Source organism: Microcoleus sp. B5-D4, assembly GCF_036705145.1.
Classification (GTDB): domain Bacteria; phylum Cyanobacteriota; class Cyanobacteriia; order Cyanobacteriales; family Microcoleaceae; genus Microcoleus.
The window spans coordinates 1-19,176 of sequence record NZ_JAUBTV010000092.1; the positions used below are offsets into that span (position 1 = coordinate 1).

The window sequence follows — 19,176 nt, forward strand, 5'->3', positions numbered from 1 at the left end:
GTTAGACTAAAAAAAGCTTTATGGCTTTGATTTTTGAAAAATACCAGTAAGATAATCACATCTGCGGAATGTGGGATCCAAAACTTAGGCAACCAAATTGATGCAAAATTTGATGAAAGTGCAACTGTATTAACGGCGTGGGTACAATCAGCGCCAAGTTCAATTGTTAGTGCCGGGGCGATCGCCACTCAAGAAGCTTTTAAAATAGCACACAACATCCGTTTTGAGAACCTGCCAACAAATCTGCAATCCAAATTTGCTAGGGCTGGGATGCGTGAGGGAATCTGAAATGTTCAAGAAGCAGCAAAAGTATTTGAATCCATACCCGCCCAAATTCGTGCCCAAGGCCCAGAAGCAATTCGCAACTTCTGTCAAGATAAAGATTGGATTGACATACTCACCGACATCTTATGTGCGGTGATTCTTGACGCTTCACTGACTGACGCTACGCCCGGTAGTCTTACTCTGTCTCTGCGTCCGTTTATAGTCGTGGCAATGCCCTATCCCGACTTTGTTTATATTTTTTGCTGCATTCTCATCTCGATCGTGTTCAGTACCACAATTCAAGCACTGAACCGAGCGGATTTTCAAGTCCAATTTTCCCCATTTAAAGCCGCAATCTGAGCAAACCTGACTTGTTGGTTCCCACCTACTAATTACTCTAAAGTCTCGACCAAATTTCTCAGACTTCGCCTCGCACAAAGTTCGGAATTCTCTCCATCCCTGAAGACTAATCGCTCTAGCTACTTTGCGGTTTTTGACCATCCCAGATACATTTAAATCTTCCAAAATAATAGTTTGGTTTTCACTAACTATTTTGGTAGACAGCTTATGCAAGAAATCTTTGCGGGTATCTGTAATTTGATTGTGCAACTTGGCTATTTGAATCCGAGTTCTGTTTCTGCGTTTCGAGTCTTTGGGTTGCCGAGCTAGCTTTTTTTGGAGTTGGCGAATTTTTCTGTCTAATTTTTTGTAGTCAGGACTTTCTGCTTTTTCAGCATTACTCATCACAGCAAAAGTTTTAATCCCCAAGTCAATACCGACGCTGTGGTTTTTGGCGTCGATTTGAACTGGTGCAACTTCTACTACAAAGCTTAGAAAATAGCGATTAGCACAGTCCTTGATTACCGTGACAGAGCTAGGTTCAGACGGTAATTCCCTAGACCATATAGGGTTGACGATTCCAATTTTGGCTAAGTAGACACCATTGCCTTTAAAGGAAAACCCTCCAATCCTAAAACGCGCCGATTGGTTATTTGTTCTTTTCTTGAATTTAGGATATCCGACTTTACGACCTTTCCGCTTTCCTTTACAGGAGTTAAAAAAGTTCTTAAAAGCAATATCCAAGTCGGCAACCGACTGTTGTAATGGAATATTTGAGACTCCAGACAACCATGCACGTTCAAGAGTTAGTTTAGCCTGAGTGATTACTAGCTTTTGCAATTCACTAGACTTAGGCTTCTTTCCTAGTTGCTTACAAAGCGCAAGAGCATCATTCCAGACAACCCGAACACATCCAAACAACTGAGCCAAGCCCCGCTGCTGTTGGTCTGTCGGATAAATTCTGTACTGATATCTTGCTTTCATGGCTGTGCTAGTATTGATCTGTACCTTTGATTGTATATTGGTCTACATAAAATGACAACTACTTTTCGGAGAGAACCGTCTATTTGGTATTACTGAACAAACACAAAAATTTCTGGCTATGACTGAAGCGACAATTTAAACAGTTGACAATTGACAGTTGACAGTTGACAGTTATGATACCCGAATCAAACCGTTTATGAAACGCGGATTTAAGACTCTATTCATGATAGTTATTTATGTCCGCGCTTTTGGGTAGCGGTTGCTTGTAGCAACATTTTCAAATGATTGGAAAACATAAATAGTATGGATTCAGTAGAAAAAACTCAAGATCAGCAGCATCCGCAATACAAGCGCGATCGAGCCAGTGTCGATACTTTATTAGCAGGAGAAACAACCGACTACAATTTATCGGAATTAGCAAGATTGATAATTCGCTACCGAGGCTTTCCCGGTGCTAGAGATATCCAATCCGACTTAAAAAAAGTCCTGCAAAAATGGAATCATACCGAAGAAACTCTTTACGAACAAACCCGTAAAATTCATGCCAAAGGTGAGGTTTACAGGAAACAAAAAAGCGATCAAGAAGATTGGGTCTAACTTGAGAAACCGGGTTTTTGGCCGTTGATGCGGGCTGTAACGCGTCTTCTCGTAAAAAACCTGGTTTCTGACGGGTCGTGCGTCTACGAATATTGAAGCAAAGTGCTAGCGCTCCTAATTCGACTCAAGTGCGCGCCACAAAGCTCATGCTCCAAAAACTATATTGTATCAAAAACCGCAAAATTACCCAATGGCGTCACATCGCTTAGACTAGCCCCTTGAAAGATAACCACATAACGGGTGCCGAGTTTAATTGCCGTAGCAGGGACCGCACCTACTCCATTCAGATTCAAAGTTAGCTCTTCAAAAGAGAACTTCTGGACATCAGCAATAAAACTCGTTAGATTAACTTTGTCCTCAACGTCAAAGTCTGTAATCACATCTGCATCTTCTGCTAAGCTGGGTAAATCTCGGGCGATCACAAATATATCGTTTCCACCGCTACCTGTGAGGATATCTTGACCGAGATCGCCCCTCAGTATGTCATCCCCGCTGCCGCCAAACAGGACATCGTTTTCTTTACCGCCCACGATAAGGTCATTGCCTTCTCCTCCCGAGAGAGTATCGTTGTCATTGTTACCGATCACATTGTCGTTGCCAGCACCGCCGTCAATCTCATCCGATCCTTTACCCCCGTTCATACTGTCGGTGCCTGCCCCTCCGAAAATTGTATCGGCTCCTAGCATTCCGTTAATGATATCAAGGTCGGTTGTTCCGGTAATATAGTCGTTGCCAGATAGCGCAAAGATTGGTTTGCCAGCAGCCTCCGGGGGAAGTGATGAGAGCAAAACATCGTCATTATTGTCTGAGAGGTTGTAAAATATCCCATTGCTAACAGTGTTTGCTGGTTGCCCAGTAGGATTGCCGGGGCCGGGGGCATTGATTGCAGGTGTCGCGATCGTTACAGGTGTAAGTCTCGGCGGAGGTGGAGGTGGCGTCGGTGTACTAAATATAGGATTTATACCGCCTAATGCTGCTGACTTACGTATGATAACAGGAGAATCAGTACCCATGATATTGACTTCAAAACTGTCGCCGCTCATTGCTTTAATCCTACTTAAAATATGCTGTTTCTCGGAATTTTTGCTTTTTTGCCTTGACGCTGCACCCAATGGATTTATCATCAAAAAGTCAACCCAAGGCTGAGGTAGCATATCTTTATAGCAAATATATTGATACACTTCCCCCGCAAATCACCTGTGCAGTTATGCTGAAATCTCCAACTAGATGCTATCTTTAGTTGTAGGTTTTAGAGAAGGCGATCGCACTTTTTGAAATACAAATAAAAGCAACTAATAAACTAATTTCGTAAAAATTACTGAACTTAGGCACCAGAAACCATTAGCCGGATTTCTCTAAGCGTTCGCCAAAGCTATCGGCTAGAGAAATCCGGTTTTTATAGTTTCACCAGTCCATTAACAGAGTTTTTCCCCAGGCTGCTTTACTTAGAAGGAAGCGCATAGAAGGTTACACCTTCATCCCGGAAATTAGGCAACTCATTAATCACTTTCTGCCTGGTAGCTGGGTCAGCGGTGTAAAAGTGGGTAATAGCTTGTGAATTTCTCCGTTCAGCGTCTAGATTCGCGAAACGGTAGACGGGAATTGCACCGGGAAACGAAGAGGCATAGGCACTGAAAACGTCACCCTGATCTGTAAACTGAGGCAAGTTGCTTTTCACTAATGCTATTGACCCTGGATCGGCGGTGTAAAAATAAGTTCCTGTCGCCGTATTCAAGAAGCGGCGAACCTGGACGTTACCCGCACCGGGAGCGATAAATTCGTCGCCTTCACTGCGATAGCGGGGGTTGGTAAGCCGATCGGCAATTTCAGTGGGATTTGAGGTATAAAAGTGCGCCTGGGCGACATTATCCCAGAAGCGTCGGACAGGAGCATTGGTGCCAGGAGCAGTGCCGCCACCAGCAGTGCCGCCACCAGGAGTGCCAGCGCCACCAGGAGGAGTGACACTTCCAGGGTTGCCGTTGACATCAATAGTTTGACCTGTTAAAGAATCTTTCCATGTTACCTCGCCAGCGTTAGTGGAGGCCTGTAACGTGAAGCTTTCAGGGAGAATCGCATCAGGTAGGGCATCGTAGGTGGTGACGCGAACTACATAGTCAAAAGGAGCCTCACTGGTGAGAAGCCCTCCTGCAATCCTGGAATTGGTATTAAAAAAAGTAACGTCATTGTTGGATGCTACTGGAAAAGTACCCGGAAGAATTATATTGTCACCTTTGCTATTTTTAGGGATTTTATAGACTTCTAGGTAGGGATCGAATGTAGCACCGGGGCCTTTAAACAGGTCAATGGTGACAGGTTGGCTGGCAAATTCAACCTGTAAAATGTAATCTTTATAGCGCGTGGTTGCAGCATTGTCACTGGTATCGGGGGTAAGTATTCCCTTGTCTGTTGTGTTTAAAGCATTGTTAATTTGCTTGGTTGTCATGGTTTTTGCACCTTAAATTATTGCGAACAAATTTATAGCAGAAAGAGCGCTCTTACTGGGCGAAAAGCACAGCAGGCTCTATGTGAAACAAGAGTTTGAAGGGGTGACACCGCCGATAAGATGCAGGCTGCAAGGCAGCCCCATCGGTTCAAGTCACATTTAGTAGGGGCCTGAACGCCTGGATATGAATGTACCCAGCCCAAATATCTATAACCCGCTCCCCCCCACGACTACATTGAAAATTGTCCTAACTATCGAGGCAACTGCTAGAATAGTCATTCCTATTAGAGTTGAGATGTTCTCGCTAAATCCACCCTGATTCAACAATAAGCCGGTTATGGCGGCGGCGTATGTGATAAAAAGTTATAAATAGTTAGTATTTGGCCTGCGCGTTATAATGATTATCAGGGGAACACCCCATTAGCGTAGTGATTTGGCTACTGCAACCCTCCCCAGGCGGGAACCTAAAAATTCCCAATGTAGGTGATCCGGTCGAAATTGCTAATTTTCTATAAATAAATGACTGTTGACGAAGCCCTCCTTTTTTTAGAATCCGTTCTTCAACCAGAACAGCTCAACGATATTCAAGAGCTAGTATTTCGGCAAACTTGGGAAGGACGCTCTTATCCAGAGATTGCTAAGACGGCTGGTTATGATGCTGAGTACATCAAACTCGTCGGCTTCCAATTGTGGCAACTCCTCAGTCGAGTATTTGGGGAAAAGGTTAATAAAAGTAACGTTCACTCAGTCTTGCGGCGAAAGGCACCACAAATGCAAGTAGTCACAGCACCATCAAACAGTACCTCTATTGATGAGATTAGAAATACTCAAGCCGATCGAAGTGACACTACTGCTCACTGGGTAACAGTTCAAGGATCGACTGCCAATAAATGTCAAGATTGGGGTGAGGCGCTCGATGTCTCTGATTTCTATGGACGTACAGAAGAACTAGCTTTATTAGAGCAGTGGCTCGTGCGCGATCGCTGCCGTCTAGTGATGGTATTGGGTATGGGCGGCATCGGCAAAACGGCGATTTCCGTCAAGATAGCAAAACGCATTCAGGAGCATTTTGATTATGTCATCTGGCGAAGTCTCCGCAACGCTCCACCCCTCCTCGACCTTCTAGCAGATTTGATTCACTTTCTCTCGAAACACAAGGAAACCGTTTTTTCGGATACTGTAGAGGGCAGAATCTCGCAGCTACTTGGATATTTACGAGCCTCGCGCTGTCTTTTGGTTCTCGATAATGCCGAGTCAATTTTGCGATCGGGCGATCGCACGGGTGGCTATCGAGAAGGATATGAGGGTTACGGTCAATTGCTTAGCTGTCTGGCAGAAACCCCCCATAAAAGTACCATTGTGTTAACCAGTCGGGAGAAGCCGAAAGAACTAGCAACACAGGAAGGGGAAACCCTACCCGTTCGCTCATTACAACTGCCTGGTTTATCCACAGAAGCAGGAAAGAGAATTTTTCAAGACAAGGGTGCTTTTTCAGGGTCAGAATCCGAATGGAAAGCTCTGATTGAACACTATGCTGGGAATCCGTTAGCATTAAAAATGGTAGCTCCTGTTATTCGAGATTTATTTGATAGCAGTCTTTCTAATTTCTTAGAATTATTAAACCAAGTTACCTTAATTTTTGATGATATTCGCAATCTCTTAGACCGACAGTTCAATCGCCTATCTGCTTTTGAAAAAGAGGTAATGTACTGCGTCGCCATCAATCGAGAGCCAGTCTCATTTTTAGAAGTGCAGAAAGGTTTAGTAATAGAACTGTCGCCAACGGAACTCCTAGAGACGTTTGCTTCTCTTGGAAGGCGATCGCTCATTAAAAAAACCACAGGTGGCTTTACTCAACAACCCGTCGTCATGGAATACATAACAGAACAGTTAATCGAACAGATATGCCAAGAAATAATTACTGCTAAAATTGACCTTTTCAAGAGCCATCCTCTCATCAAAGCTCAAGCAAAAGACTATGTGAGGGATACTCAATCTCGCCTGATTCTCAACCCCATTGCCAAGCGACTACTCTCTTGTTTTGAAAGCCAGCGATCGCTAGAAAATCAGCTCAATCTCATTCTTACATATCTGCGAGGAAAGCCCGCACGGGAAACGGGATATGCCGCTGGGAATGTTATTAATCTCCTGCAGCAGATACAGACAGATTTAAGCGGCTAGGATTTTTGTAATTTAACGATTTGGCTAGCTTATTTACCCGATGCAAATTTACATTAAATAAACTTTTCTGGTGCTGATTTAGCTAGTTCAGTTTTTGCTGAAAACTTTGGTAGTGGTTTGTCAGTTGCCTTTAGTTGAGAGTGAAAACTATTAGCGATGGGCTCTACAAATGGTGAAATTCAGTTGTGACAACTCCCAGAAGCTAGACTAATGATGAGCAGCAAAGGACACGCCAGAGAGTTAACCGATTTGAGAGATGAGTTTCACTTTCAGCCGATCGCCTGCTGCTGTTATTGTCTGCCCTAACAACTCGCTTGACTTAGGCATGGACAGGGCTGGGTGGGCAATGCCCACCTTATCCATTTTTTAACAGTCAACTGTTAACTATCTTCAAACCATCTCTGGCGAAACTTGCATTGCCGGCTGTGGCTGGAACTGGAACAGCGAATAAACCACATTGCGGCGGATATCCGTCATCATGTCCAAAAACAGCTCGTAACCTTCAGTTTTGTACTCGATCAGCGGGTCTTTCTGCCCGTAACCACGCAGCCCTACAGACTCGCGCAAAGCATCCATTTGTTGCAAGTGTTCCCGCCACAAAGTATCAATTTGCTGCAAAATAAAGAACCGTTCCGCATCTCGCATCAATTCAGCTCGGATTGCATTAACTTCCGCTTCCTTCATGTCGTAAGCATTGCGGACTTGTTCGTGCAAGAAAGTTTTAATTTCCTCAACTGACAAATCTTCTAGCTGATCCGGTGTCATGTCAGCCAGCAGATAAACAAATTCTTTCACCTTGCTGACAAGTTTGTCGAGTTCCCATTCTTCTGAAGGTAAATCGGGATTGATGTATGCTCCCACGATGTCATCCATCGTCTGTTCGGCATACCTAATTACCTGTTCCTTGGAATCCAAACCTTCCAATACTCGGCGACGTTCCGCATAGATTGCTCGACGCTGATTGTTCATCACTTCGTCGTATTCAAATACCTGCTTGCGGATATCGTAATAGTAGGTTTCGACTTTTTTCTGAGCGCCTTCGAGGGAACGAGTCAGCATTCCAGATTCGATCGGCATATCTTCCTCAACACCGAAAGCCTTCATCAAACCGGCAACCCGTTCGCCGCCGAAAATCCTCAGCAAATTGTCTTCCAAACTCAAGAAAAACCGCGTTGAACCAGGGTCTCCTTGGCGTCCCGCCCGGCCGCGCAACTGATTGTCGATCCGGCGCGATTCGTGGCGTTCCGTACCGATGACGTGCAAGCCTCCCAACTGCACGACTTCATCGTGTTCGGTGCTGGTAAAAGCATCGTACTCCTTGCGAGTTAGATTGTAAGCTTCCCGCAATTTTTGAATTACTGGGTCTTTTGTCGGCGCTTTTTCCGAAGCTATAGCCACGATATCATCGGCTTGCAATTCCGTGAGCGATCGCTCGCCGTACTCCTTCACCGCCAATTCCACCGCCGCCTTGAGCATTTGCTCGGCCTCTTTCGATAGCTGCGTCGGGAAAATCTGCGCCGAAGCTTTCCAAGACTTAACCTTTTTGGCAGTTTGACCAAAACCTTGAGCTGCGGGGCGGCCGCCAATACCGGGTACTTGCACCAGCGAAAAACCGTCCTCATCCTCGGGCCGCACAATCCGGGGCATAAGATACTCGCGCAACTTCAGGCGGCCCATGTACTCAGAATTACCGCCCAAAATAATATCAGTACCGCGTCCCGCCATGTTTGTCGCGATCGTCACAGCGCCTTTGCGTCCGGCTTGAGCAATAATTTCTGATTCCCGTTCCACATTTTCCGGTTTAGCATTCAACAAATTGTGAGGAATTTTCCTCTCCAGCAGCAGCCGCGACAGCAACTCGGACTTTTCAACACTTGTCGTGCCCACCAGCACCGGCCGACCGATCTCGTGCATTTCCGCGCAGTCCTGAGCGATCGCATTCCACTTCCCGGCCTCCGCCTTGTAAACCATATCCGAAAGATCAGTGCGGCTCGTAATCCGGTTAGTGGGAATCAGCGTTACTTCCAGATTGTAAATCTTCTCAAACTCCGTCTCCTCTGTCTTCGCCGTCCCCGTCATCCCCGACAGCTTCGGATAAAGCAAAAAGAAATTCTGATAAGTAATCGTCGCCAGCGTCTGAGTTTCCGGCTGAATTTCCGCCCGTTCCTTCGCTTCGATCGCCTGGTGCAAACCGTCACTCCAGCGCCGTCCCGGCATCACCCGGCCGGTAAACTCATCCACAATCACGACTTCGCGATCGGGAGTGACGATGTAGTTAATATCCTTAATAAACAATTCCTTCGCCTTAATCGCATTAAAAATGTAATGCGCCCAAGGGTCAGCCGGGTCGTACAAATCCGTAACACCCAACAACCGCTCAGCTTCACCAAACCCTTCATCGGTCAGTAGCACATTCCGAGCCTTTTCGTCAACCTCGTAATGTTCTTCATTTTCCTTTCTCAGAGCAGCAGCTACCTCAGCCGCCCGCATATACTTCTCACTGGGGCGTTCCACCTGGCCGGAAATAATTAAAGGCGTCCGTGCTTCATCAATCAGCACCGAGTCAACCTCGTCAATCACGCAGAAATTAAAAGGACGCTGCACTACATCTTCCATGACAGTAGCCATGTTGTCGCGCAAATAGTCAAAGCCGACTTCGCTGTTAGTGGCGTAGGTAATATCGCAGTTATAATTTTTCTTTCGTTCCACCTGATCCATGCCCTGCTGAATCAGTCCCACAGTCAATCCCAGGAAGCGGTGCACTTGCCCCATCCATTCCGCGTCCCGCCTTGCGAGATAATCGTTGACGGTGATGATGTGTACGCCTTTACCGTTGAGGGCGTTGAGGTAAGCCGGCAGCGTCGCCACGAGAGTTTTGCCCTCACCTGTTTTCATTTCGGCAATTTGGCCTTTGTGCAGGATAATGCCGCCGAGGAGTTGGACATCAAAGTGGCGCAGCCCCAAAACCCGCTGTCCCGCTTCCCGCACCACTGCAAAAGCCTCCGGCAAGATTTCGTCTAGGATCTCTTTCTCTTCGTTGAGAGATTTAGCTTTTGCCAGACGTTCTTGAAACTCCGCCGTTTTGCCTCTGAGGCCGTCGTCTGAGAGTGCGCGGAAGTCTTCTTCCAAAATATTGATATCAGCTACCCAAGGCTGAAATTTTCTCAGTTTGCGCGCGTTGGGATCGCCTAGCAGATTTTTAAACATGGCAGGAGAGGCAGATTTTTAATAATTTAGCTATTAGCTTTCAGGGTTACGGGCTGTAGTGTTAGCCACAACATATACCCTCCCCGATTGTAGCAACCATTGGCCCTCCTGGGCCGTCGCTGGGGGCGATCGACCGATTTTGGATTTTAGATTTTGGATTTTAGATTGAAGTTGGTGAAGGTGGGCGGCGATCGCCACTCAGGTATATGTGCTTATTGACAATTCCAGGTGGTAACAGGCTTTCTGGCCTGTTCCACAAGAGATTAATGTTTTTGTAGGATTAATTTCCGCAACAGGCTTTCCGGCCTGTTCCACAAGAGGTTCATGTTTTTGTGGCATTAATTTAAGCAACAGGCTTTCCGGCCTGTTCCACAAGAGATTAATTTAATGTTTTTGTGGGGTGGGCATCTTGCCCGCCCCGATCGCCCTTATTGAAAATGCTCTCACATCTGAGCCCAGATTAATCCTAGTTTTAAACAGGCCTGGGCACTTCGTAAGTCAAAAAGTCGTAAGCCATTTTCGTATTCGGAAAAATAGCCTGCGCTTCCTTGAGCAAATCATCCAGGACGATCGCATTCCCCGGAGCGTAACGCGGGCTAAAATGCGTCATAATTAGCTGTTTCGCCCCAGCGATCAAAGCAACTTGAGCCGCCATTGTCGAAGTTGAATGCAGGCGATCGAAGGCCATTTGAGCATCTTGATGAGCAAAAGTAGCTTCATGAACCAACAAATCAGCGTCCTTCGCTAATTCCACGGCCCCGTCACAAAAAACCGTGTCAGTACAATAAACAAACTTGCGCCCGACTTGATCCGGGCCACAAAAATCAGTACCTTTAAACTGTCGCCCGTCCTCTAACTTTACCGTCTTTCCTTGTTTTAACTCGCCGTAAATTGGCCCGGAAGGAATACCCGCTGCCTTCGCTTTTTCTACATCAAAATGTCCCGCACGATCTTTCTCAGTTACTCGATAACCAAAAGCAGTAACTCGGTGCTTCAAAGGGCCACAACTAACAATATATTCGTCATCTTCATAGATAACTCCCTCGTGAATTTTGTGTACCTTCACCGGGTAAGAAAAATGAGTTTGAGAATAACGAACGCCAGCTTGCAAATATTCTTCAAGTCCCGGAGGCCCGTAAAGATCGATGCGCTTGACATTCCCCGCCAAACCGCAGCTAGCCAGCAAACCCATTAAGCCGAAAATATGGTCGCCGTGCAGGTGAGTGATGAAAATGCGGCTTAGTTGGCTGACTTTGAGATCGCTGCGGAGAAACTGGTGCTGAGTTCCTTCGCCGCAGTCAAACAGCCAGAGTTCCGCTCGCTGGGGCAAGCGGAGGGCGATGCTGGAAACGTTGCGCGATCGCGTGGGTACGCCGGAGCTAGTTCCGAGAAATGTAATCTGCAAGAGTCAAATCACCTCAATTAAGTCTTAAAAAATATGTTACATATATCCAGAGTGCGACAAATCCGACATATAGGAAATAGTCGCAGGCAGGAACCGGGATAAATCGCTGTTCCTGCGAACATCTCTTCGCTAAAATCATTTTTGACAAGCGCACAGAGCGATCCACCCAATTCTAACGTTTTGTTTCTTCCGTTCCCCTTCCTTTTTCCCTTGCCTTCCCTTCCCTTAAAAATTCTTAAACTCATACAGCACAGGAGGAAAATTTTCAAATGCAGCCAGGAGTATTTTTTGGTTCCGTTTTTTCGACATTAAAAAAACGCTACTTTTGGATTTCGCTGTTGTTTTGGCTGGCAATGGTAGCCCCAGCACAGGCCGCGCTGATCTTGCGAGTGGCGGTACAAGACGGGACAAGCCAGGTAAAAGTCGGCAGTTCGACTAAGGCTGCAATCCGCGACGGTAGCGGGCGCAATTTGGGCGAACTGCCGGCAAACAGTTCTCAGTCAGCTCAATTTCGATCGGGAACAGTGGCAATTGGTCGCTGGGCCGCCAACCAAATTTGGATCGAGCCGACGGGGAACGGTTATGTTTGGATTGGCGATCGTTGGTATCGGGGACGCACCCTTCTAGTTCCCCAAAAAGGAGGCTTGACTGCCATCAACTACGTCAATATCGAACAATATCTCTACAGCGTTCTCGGCGCCGAGATGAGTGGCAATTGGCCTCAAGAGGCTTTGAAAGCCCAAGCAGTCGCCGCCCGTTCCTACGCTATCCACCAGCGCCTGAAAAGCGAAACCGACCTTTACGACGTGGACAGCACTCAGTATTCGCAGGTTTACAAAGGACTGCAAACAGAATCTTCTGGCACTTATTCGGCAGTCGATGCAACCGCCGGTCAAGTTCTCGCCTACAACGGTCAGATTATTTTAGCAGCTTTCCACTCTGCCTCTGGGGGCCATACTGAAAATGTCGAGGATGTTTGGACGGAACCTCTGCCTTACCTGCGTGCTGTTCCTGACTTCGACCAAGGGGCGCCGGTTTACCAATGGAAAGAAAATTTTTCTCGCGCTCAAATCAGCAGTAAGATTTCTGGCGTGGGCAATGTGATCTCGATGAAGCCAGAACGCACTACCGCTCACGGCAGCGTTTTGAGGATGAAAGTAGTCGGAGATGGCGGTTCTAGGGTCATGACTGGCGCAGATTTACGCCGGGTTTTAAATTTGAGGAGTACCCGGTTTACCGTGATTCCTCAATATGGGGGCGGTGGGAACCCAAGGAACAGCGGCCAAGCTCCTACTGGTTTTCAAGTTGCTGGCAAAGGTTTCGGGCATGCTGTAGGAATGAGCCAGTGGGGGGCCTACAATTTGGCCAGGCAAGGATACGGCTACCAGCAGATTTTGTTGCACTATTACCGAGGTGCTACTTTGGCTAGAATTGCAGTCCAGTAACTGCTGGGAATGGGGAAGGAAGAAGTTCGGCAACGGATTATGTAACGGATGTAACGGATATAACGGATGTCAGTCCGAGGGAAGAAGGAAGAAGGAAGAAGGAAGAACGGAAAAACAACTATTCCTGTATCTCTGACTTCCGTGTCCTGAATACAAGGAATCGGGAACTTGTACGGCCCTTCGACTACGCTCAGGAACCGCGTAGTGGCAGGCCAGAAACCGCGTAGCCGAAGTATTGGAAATTGGGAATTGGGAATGACTAATGACTAATGACTAATGACTAATGACTAATGACTAACTACATTAAGGATTGCTATGCAAAAGTGGGAGTATTTATTTGTGGATGCGAATATGTATCCTTTTGGAAACAAGCTGATTAGTTTATATGTAAACGGTGAAGAACAGCGAGATTGGAAACAAGGCTCGCTGCATCTATTTGTCAATCATTTGGGAGAGGAAGGATGGGAACTTGTGGCTCTGGATCATGACTCTAAGTATGACCAAAATTGTTTAATTTTTAAACGCCCTAAGCTTATTTAATAAAACTCGGATTAGAAAAACTTTTGACATCCATAAAGATGGATATTTTCCCAAATTATTAGCAACGAGCTAAAAGCCCGTTCCCCAACAAAGATATTTTATTGTGGAACAGGCATCCTGCCTATTCTTGAAAAGAGTTCAAGATTTGAGTGCAACCTAACTTAACAACAAAGAACTGTTTTTTTCATTAGTATTACAAGTTGTTCGAGCGATCGATCCGGCGCTGCCATTCGGCATCTATTTTGGCTGACTGTTCTAGTTCTTGTTGGGTTAATTCTGTTTCTGTGGTATAAGCTAAGTCTTCTCCAGTGAGAACGTTTTCTGCTGCAAATTCCTGGGCGTAGGCTAGTTTTTTGAGCAAGTTGGCATCGGGTTCGTTTAATAACATTGCTCGCTGCTGACGCTCTTGATTGCGAGCCTCTATCCGGCTATTTTTCCACTGAACCCAGAAGTAGCGAATTAAAGGAATTGCGAGAAATCCGACGCCATAAATCAGGATCATGGGATAAACAGCGCTGACGAAACCGATAAATCCACCGACGATTAAATTATTAGTTAATAGATTCCCCAAAACTAACGCACCGACAAGATTGACGGCTCCTAACCCTGCTGCGAGCATGATTTGGCCGGAACTGGCGTTGCTGAAACGCCACAGCATTTCTCGCAAATAAGCTGCTACTGGCTCAGAATTTCTCTCGGTGGCTGTGGTTTGCAATTGCGGAAAATGGTAGACTATTTGCCCTTCGGGACTGACTTCGGGGCGGCCGTCAAAACGGGCGAGGGCTGGTAACATATATTCTTCGTATTCTCGGGCGTATCCTTGTCCGAGATTGTCTAGATATGGGGCAATTTGTTCGGCGACGACGGCGCCTCGGCTGTTGCGAATTGCAGTGGCAATATCGCTCCACTTACGCTCTTCTAGATTGTAATTGGGATTGCCGTCTCCAAATAGAAAGGAGAAAACTGCTTCTAGAAAACTCATCTGGGGTTTTTGGTCAGTTAAGCGCGATCGCTGCTGGTAGTATGGTTGGTCATGGTTCCAGTAAAATATCCATATTAAGTCGTTCCAGAAGTAGGGAAAAAAGGAAAAGCCGCCGCCTCTGCCGCCCCCGCCGCCACTATCTCCTCCTCCGCCGCCGCTGTTATTGCTATCGCCGCTGGAGAGTAAAATCGTGATAGCAACAAAAATTAAGAGGATGGAAGCTACCAGCACTATGCCGAAAGATATCCGAATCAGATAAAATAAAATGCGCCAGATTTTTTGCCACCATTCCTGCAACTGCAAGCGCAAGAATTTGTTTCGCAAAATATCTCGAAAGTTCTTGGGAAATAGGTAGGCAATGTCGCCGGATTCTGCTACTTGCAGGTTGCCGCCTGCTTCGGAGGCGAGGGTTAACAGTTCTCGCTGGGCAAAATTGACATCTAATCCAGCTTTTGCCGCCACGTCTCCAACCGTAACGCGGTAGCCAAGTTGTTCGACGGCTTGCATAATGGTGGGATTCGGAGCCATAGGTTTCTCTCTGTGAAAATTACCCGGTTATTTTTATTATATATTGCGGGAATTCGAGCTGGTTTTGGCGATCGGGCTTCTGATTTTTTTTGAGGCTGCCCTTGACAATCAAGCATCCAGGATACCCGCCACGTGATTCATCCGTCCAGAAATAAAAAACCTGTATCCGAGAAACTTGCCCCCCGAATTTATCCGTGGGGTCAATGCTAAAATCTAAAATCTAAAATCTAAAATCGATTGACTTTGGGGCAAAATATTGCTAGTGTTTTGCCGCATAACTTTTAAGTATGGGCTGAACTCGAATAGCTTAATAAAACTTTGTGATTGAATTTCTCCTCGGCATTTGCTTTTGCTTGTTTGCTCTGAGGGTCAAGGAGGGGGGATTATGGGTACAGTTAGTAAGGTACGGTGCGCGATCGCCCGTTGGCGGAACCCTCGAAGAGGATCGCCCCTGCACGCTACAGCAGAACTTTTCCCTTCTGCGCGGGTTTTTGTAAGTTTTGTGTAGAGTGCCAGAGATATGTTAAAGAAATCTAGTTTTTTTGCAAGTCTTGCAAGACTTCTATAAAATAGATAGAGCTTGCGCGGGTGTTAAACCCAAGGGCGTGTTTTAAGGTTCGCACTTGCGATCGACTAAACTTTTTAGCGCCCTCAACACAACGGCCCACTACAACAGTGGCGCAATTATTAATAGCAAAACTTTACAGGCTAATTTTTCTGATTAGCCACTAACCAAAGAATCGCATATGCCAAGAACTCAACGCAACGATAACTTTATTGACAAAAGTTTCACGGTAATGGCTGATATCATCCTCAAGATTATGCCAGCCAAAAAGCAGGCGAAGGAAGCTTTTGCTTATTACCGGGATGGTATGTCAGCTCAAGCTGATGGCGAATACGCTGAAGCGCTGGACAATTATCATGAAGCGCTGAAGCTGGAGGAAGATCCTTACGATCGCAGTTATGTCTTGTACAATATGGGGCTGATCCATACTAGCAACGGCGAACACGATAAAGCTTTGGAATATTACAGCGAGGCTTTGGATCTCAATCCGAGAATGCCACAAGCACTAAATAATATTGCTGTAATTTACCACTATCAAGGGGAAAAGGAAAAGGAAGCTGGCAATATTGAAGGGGCGGAAGGGCTGTTTGATAAAGCTGCGGATTATTGGAAGGAGGCTATTCGCTTGGCCCCAAACAATTACATTGAGGTACAAAATTGGCTGAAGACGACAGGCCGATCGCAAATTGATGTGTATTTTTAACTAGGATGGGCATGGGGCACGGGGCATGGGGCATAGTTAGTAGTTAATAGTTGGTAGTTAGTCGTTTCTCTAATAACAAATAACCAATTCCCTATGTCCAATGCCCAATGCCCAATGCCCAATGCCCAATGCCCAATTCCCCATTCCCCATTCCCGATTTTTATGATTGACAGAGAAGAAGTTCGGAAAGTAGCGAATTTAGCGAGATTGGAATTAACGCCGGAAGAAGAAGAGCAGTTTACTGGTCAACTTAACGGTATTTTGGATTATTTCGAGCAGTTGAGCGAACTGGATACGAGTAAGGTGCAGCCGACAACGCGGGCGATCGATGTTAGTAACGTGATGCGATCGGACGATTTGCAACCTTTTGCTAAGGGAGAAAGTATTTTGGAGGGAGCTCCCGATCGCGAGGGAGAGTTTTTTAAAGTGCCTAAGATTATGTAGGGTTCCCGGTACACATGTAACTGAGGAACATCCCTTGAGGGGCGGGCTAGCCATGCCTACCCCAAAAGCCGATTAAATTAACTGTGGAACAGCTAATAAGCAAGCCCGGTATAAGCCACCCCACAAGCCGATTAAACTGATAGAAACCCAACACAATATCGCTCATAGCGATGATCGGGAAAGTTCATTTTTGGGGCGACAAATAGTCATGTACGTATTAATTGGTGGAGCAGGAATGATGGGGCTGGGTTTAGCCCAGCAGTTATTAAAACTCGGTCATACGGTTGCAATCCTCGATGCCGACCCGCTTGCTTGTCGCTTTGCTCGTGAAAAAATCGGAGTGATGGCATTTGAAGGCAGTGCGGTGAGTACAACGGTTCTTCTGGAAGCAGGAATTAAACAAGCAAACGCAGTCGTTGCAGCACTCAGCGATGATGCACTGAATTTAGCGCTGATCACCCTATCTAGGAGCTATGGCATTTCCCATATTGTGGTGCGAATGCGCGATCGCGAATTCCTGGAAGCCTATCGCCTTGCCGGAGCCAGTCACATCATCAGCACTATTGATTTGGCAGTTGCATCAATGGCGAATGCGATTGAATACCCTCAAATCGAGTCGATGATGCACTTTGAACACGGGCAAGTCGAGGTGCTAAAGCTGCCAGTTCCAGGCGATTGCAAGGTGGCAGGTCGCACCGTTGCTCAAATTGCTCAAGACCCTCGTTTTCCAACAGGTTCGCTGATTATTGGTTATCAATGCCATGCCTGCGCCAATCTGGAGATTCCGAACGGCAATACTGTTCTTGAAGCAGGATCTACCATCTTGGTCGTCACCCGTCCAGAGCTAGTTCACCACATGATTGATTACCTCGGCATTCGCGCTAGTCATCTGCCAACGTTAGAAGTTTCTCATCCAAATCTTTGATGTAAGGATGAACCAGATCCTCTGGGACAATTCGCTTGCGGAGGGCATCGCTAACTGCTCCTTTTTCTGCTAGAAGCAATCGCCGCCGAATCGTATCTAGCCCGCTGCGATCGCCCTCTAGTTGCCCAGCCCGATGTTTATTGTAGAGCTCGCGCAGCACTCGCTCAGACTGTGCTATTCGTGCTTGATACGATGCCCATAACTCCTCGTAAACTGCCTTCGGCAACACGCCTGCTTTCAGCAAACTATCTAGCTCATCTTGAGCCGCTTTGGAAGCAATCAACTGAATCTGTAACTGCCCCGCTTCCTGCATTACATCAGAAACACGGCTAATTTTTAGTCGTTTTACCAGCCAGGGTAAACTTAATCCCTGTCCTACCAGGGAGAATAAAACTGCACCGAACACCAGGGCAATGATGTTATCCCGTCCTGGTAGGGTCAAGGGAATCGCAACAGCTAAGGCCATTGAGAGAGACCCTTTAATATTCCCTAAAACCAAAATGTGCTGCCAGCGTAGCGGAATGGGGCGATCGAACCAGCGCAGCCCCGCTAATAACAAATAGACCGAGAGAATCCGTCCCAGTTGATAGGCCAGAATGACGAATAAAATGGATGGCAAAATTCTCCACAGCGTCAGGAGGTTAATTTCAATCCCAATCAGCAGGAAAATAAACGTATTGACCCCAAAACCAGCGTATTCCCAGAAACTCAGCAAGGTAATCCGATCCGAGGCAGACGAACTGCGAGGCAGCCCAAGGTTGCCAAAAACAAGTCCAGCGATGACCACCGCCACCGCGCCCGATACGCCTAAAAATTGTCCGATTTGGAAAGTTCCCAATGCGAGAGCGACGGTTAACAAAAGGCTACTCAACCGATCGTTCAAGCGAACAAATATCGGCACGCTCAAATAACCTAAAACACCTCCGACCAGGGCCCCACCTATGGCAACCACGAGAAGTTCCTTCACGCCTTGTATAGGGGTGAGAGAGCCTGTCGCATAAATGACCAAAACCAAATTAAATGAAATTAGAGCAGCCGCATCATTGAACAGGGTTTCTCCTTCCACGATGGTGGATAGCCGGGAAGGCACACGGATCTCTTTAAAAACCGCGATCATTGAGACTGTATCAGTGTTTGCCAGAATGACTCCGATCAGCAATGCCGGAATCCAGTCTAGTCCTAGCCCAAATTTAACCAGAATAGCGATAATTGCTGAGGAAAATATCGAGCCTGGGCCCGCCAGCAGGGCGATCGGCTTAAAGGTGCTGCGGAGACGGCTGATATCAGTATTGATAGCTGCTTCAAAAATCAGAATTGGTAGGAAAAGATTTAATACTAAAGAGGGGTCTAAACCAATTCGACGCGACAAGAGCTCCGTAATGGGCAAGCCTGCTAACACTAAGCCCGTCACATAGGGAATCCGCAACCGTTGAGTTACGAGTGCCACAACAGTTGCAATCAGCAGCAGAATGATCAAGATGATGACCAATTCAGGAATGGCTCCTGCCGTTTGGCTATTTGTAGCAGGATTGCTGCCCAAGGGACGTGCTTGCGCTACAATCGACTCGACGATCGCCGATACTCCTGTCATAAAATCGTTTTCCTCAAAGAAATTGACAGATTA

At 46.6% G+C, this 19,176-nt stretch carries 15 protein-coding genes; 7 read left to right on the forward strand and 8 right to left on the reverse strand.

Going from position 1 to position 19,176, the window contains the following annotated elements:
* On the reverse strand, positions 1-188 hold a 188-nt coding region (locus QUB10_RS28715; protein WP_333206633.1), incomplete at its 3' end, for a hypothetical protein.
* A gap of 244 nt (positions 189-432) precedes the next feature.
* Positions 433-1,587, reverse strand: a complete 1,155-nt coding sequence (locus QUB10_RS28720) for an RNA-guided endonuclease TnpB family protein (RefSeq protein ID WP_333206634.1) — start codon at positions 1,585-1,587, stop codon at positions 433-435.
* Positions 1,588-1,890: 303 nt separating this feature from the next.
* Here QUB10_RS28720 and QUB10_RS28725 point away from each other — a divergent pair, with 303 nt between their 5' ends.
* A complete protein-coding gene (locus QUB10_RS28725) occupies positions 1,891-2,184 on the forward strand; it encodes a DUF3288 family protein (protein ID WP_333206635.1) in 294 nt (97 codons plus the stop codon).
* A gap of 158 nt (positions 2,185-2,342) precedes the next feature.
* Here the strand turns inward: QUB10_RS28725 and QUB10_RS28730 are convergent, their stop codons facing one another.
* Both QUB10_RS28730 and QUB10_RS28735 read right to left on the reverse strand, forming a co-directional pair.
* Complete coding sequence (locus tag QUB10_RS28730) at positions 2,343-3,338, reverse strand: hypothetical protein (RefSeq protein ID WP_333206636.1); 996 nt, start codon at positions 3,336-3,338, stop codon at positions 2,343-2,345.
* A gap of 287 nt (positions 3,339-3,625) precedes the next feature.
* The gene (locus QUB10_RS28735; RefSeq protein ID WP_333206637.1) at positions 3,626-4,627 is read right to left on the reverse strand and encodes a hypothetical protein; all 1,002 of its coding nucleotides are present in this window, start codon (positions 4,625-4,627) and stop codon (positions 3,626-3,628) included.
* Positions 4,628-5,146: 519 nt separating this feature from the next.
* Between QUB10_RS28735 and QUB10_RS28740 the strand changes: the two genes are divergently transcribed.
* Complete coding sequence (locus QUB10_RS28740) at positions 5,147-6,808, forward strand: ATP-binding protein (protein WP_333206638.1); 1,662 nt, start codon at positions 5,147-5,149, stop codon at positions 6,806-6,808.
* Between the two features lie 390 nt (positions 6,809-7,198).
* On the opposite strand, the gene secA is transcribed toward QUB10_RS28740, so the two are convergent.
* Positions 7,199-10,015 (reverse strand): preprotein translocase subunit SecA, encoded by a 2,817-nt coding sequence (secA, locus tag QUB10_RS28745; RefSeq protein ID WP_333206639.1) that lies wholly within the window; start codon positions 10,013-10,015, stop codon positions 7,199-7,201.
* 472 nt (positions 10,016-10,487) lie between these two features.
* Complete coding sequence (locus tag QUB10_RS28750) at positions 10,488-11,420, reverse strand: ribonuclease Z (RefSeq protein ID WP_333108095.1); 933 nt, start codon at positions 11,418-11,420, stop codon at positions 10,488-10,490.
* Between the two features lie 269 nt (positions 11,421-11,689).
* Between QUB10_RS28750 and QUB10_RS28755 the strand changes: the two genes are divergently transcribed.
* Together QUB10_RS28755 and QUB10_RS28760 are read left to right on the forward strand one after the other, a co-directional pair.
* A complete protein-coding gene (locus QUB10_RS28755; protein ID WP_333206640.1) occupies positions 11,690-12,865 on the forward strand; it encodes a SpoIID/LytB domain-containing protein in 1,176 nt (391 codons plus the stop codon).
* 315 nt (positions 12,866-13,180) lie between these two features.
* On the forward strand, positions 13,181-13,405 hold the full coding sequence (locus QUB10_RS28760; protein WP_015174403.1) for a hypothetical protein: 225 nt from the start codon (positions 13,181-13,183) through the stop codon (positions 13,403-13,405).
* A 193-nt stretch (positions 13,406-13,598) separates the two neighbouring features.
* On the opposite strand, the gene QUB10_RS28765 is transcribed toward QUB10_RS28760, so the two are convergent.
* Positions 13,599-14,915: a hypothetical protein gene (locus QUB10_RS28765; RefSeq protein ID WP_333206641.1), complete on the reverse strand. Its 1,317-nt coding sequence runs from the start codon at positions 14,913-14,915 to the stop codon at positions 13,599-13,601.
* A 746-nt stretch (positions 14,916-15,661) separates the two neighbouring features.
* Between QUB10_RS28765 and QUB10_RS28770 the strand changes: the two genes are divergently transcribed.
* The 3 genes from QUB10_RS28770 to QUB10_RS28780 all read left to right on the forward strand — a co-directional run bounded on the left by QUB10_RS28770 (position 15,662) and on the right by QUB10_RS28780 (position 17,552).
* The gene (locus tag QUB10_RS28770; RefSeq protein WP_333039118.1) at positions 15,662-16,183 is read left to right on the forward strand and encodes a photosystem I assembly protein Ycf3; all 522 of its coding nucleotides are present in this window, start codon (positions 15,662-15,664) and stop codon (positions 16,181-16,183) included.
* A gap of 162 nt (positions 16,184-16,345) precedes the next feature.
* Positions 16,346-16,627 (forward strand): Asp-tRNA(Asn)/Glu-tRNA(Gln) amidotransferase subunit GatC, encoded by a 282-nt coding sequence (gene gatC, locus QUB10_RS28775; protein ID WP_333206652.1) that lies wholly within the window; start codon positions 16,346-16,348, stop codon positions 16,625-16,627.
* Between the two features lie 208 nt (positions 16,628-16,835).
* A complete protein-coding gene (locus QUB10_RS28780; protein ID WP_333206642.1) occupies positions 16,836-17,552 on the forward strand; it encodes a TrkA family potassium uptake protein in 717 nt (238 codons plus the stop codon).
* Here the strand turns inward: QUB10_RS28780 and QUB10_RS28785 are convergent.
* Positions 17,509-19,143: a sodium:proton antiporter gene (locus QUB10_RS28785; RefSeq protein WP_333206643.1), complete on the reverse strand. Its 1,635-nt coding sequence runs from the start codon at positions 19,141-19,143 to the stop codon at positions 17,509-17,511. The two genes, QUB10_RS28780 and QUB10_RS28785, sit on opposite strands and share 44 nt — an antisense overlap.
* Positions 19,144-19,176 lie beyond the last annotated feature (33 nt).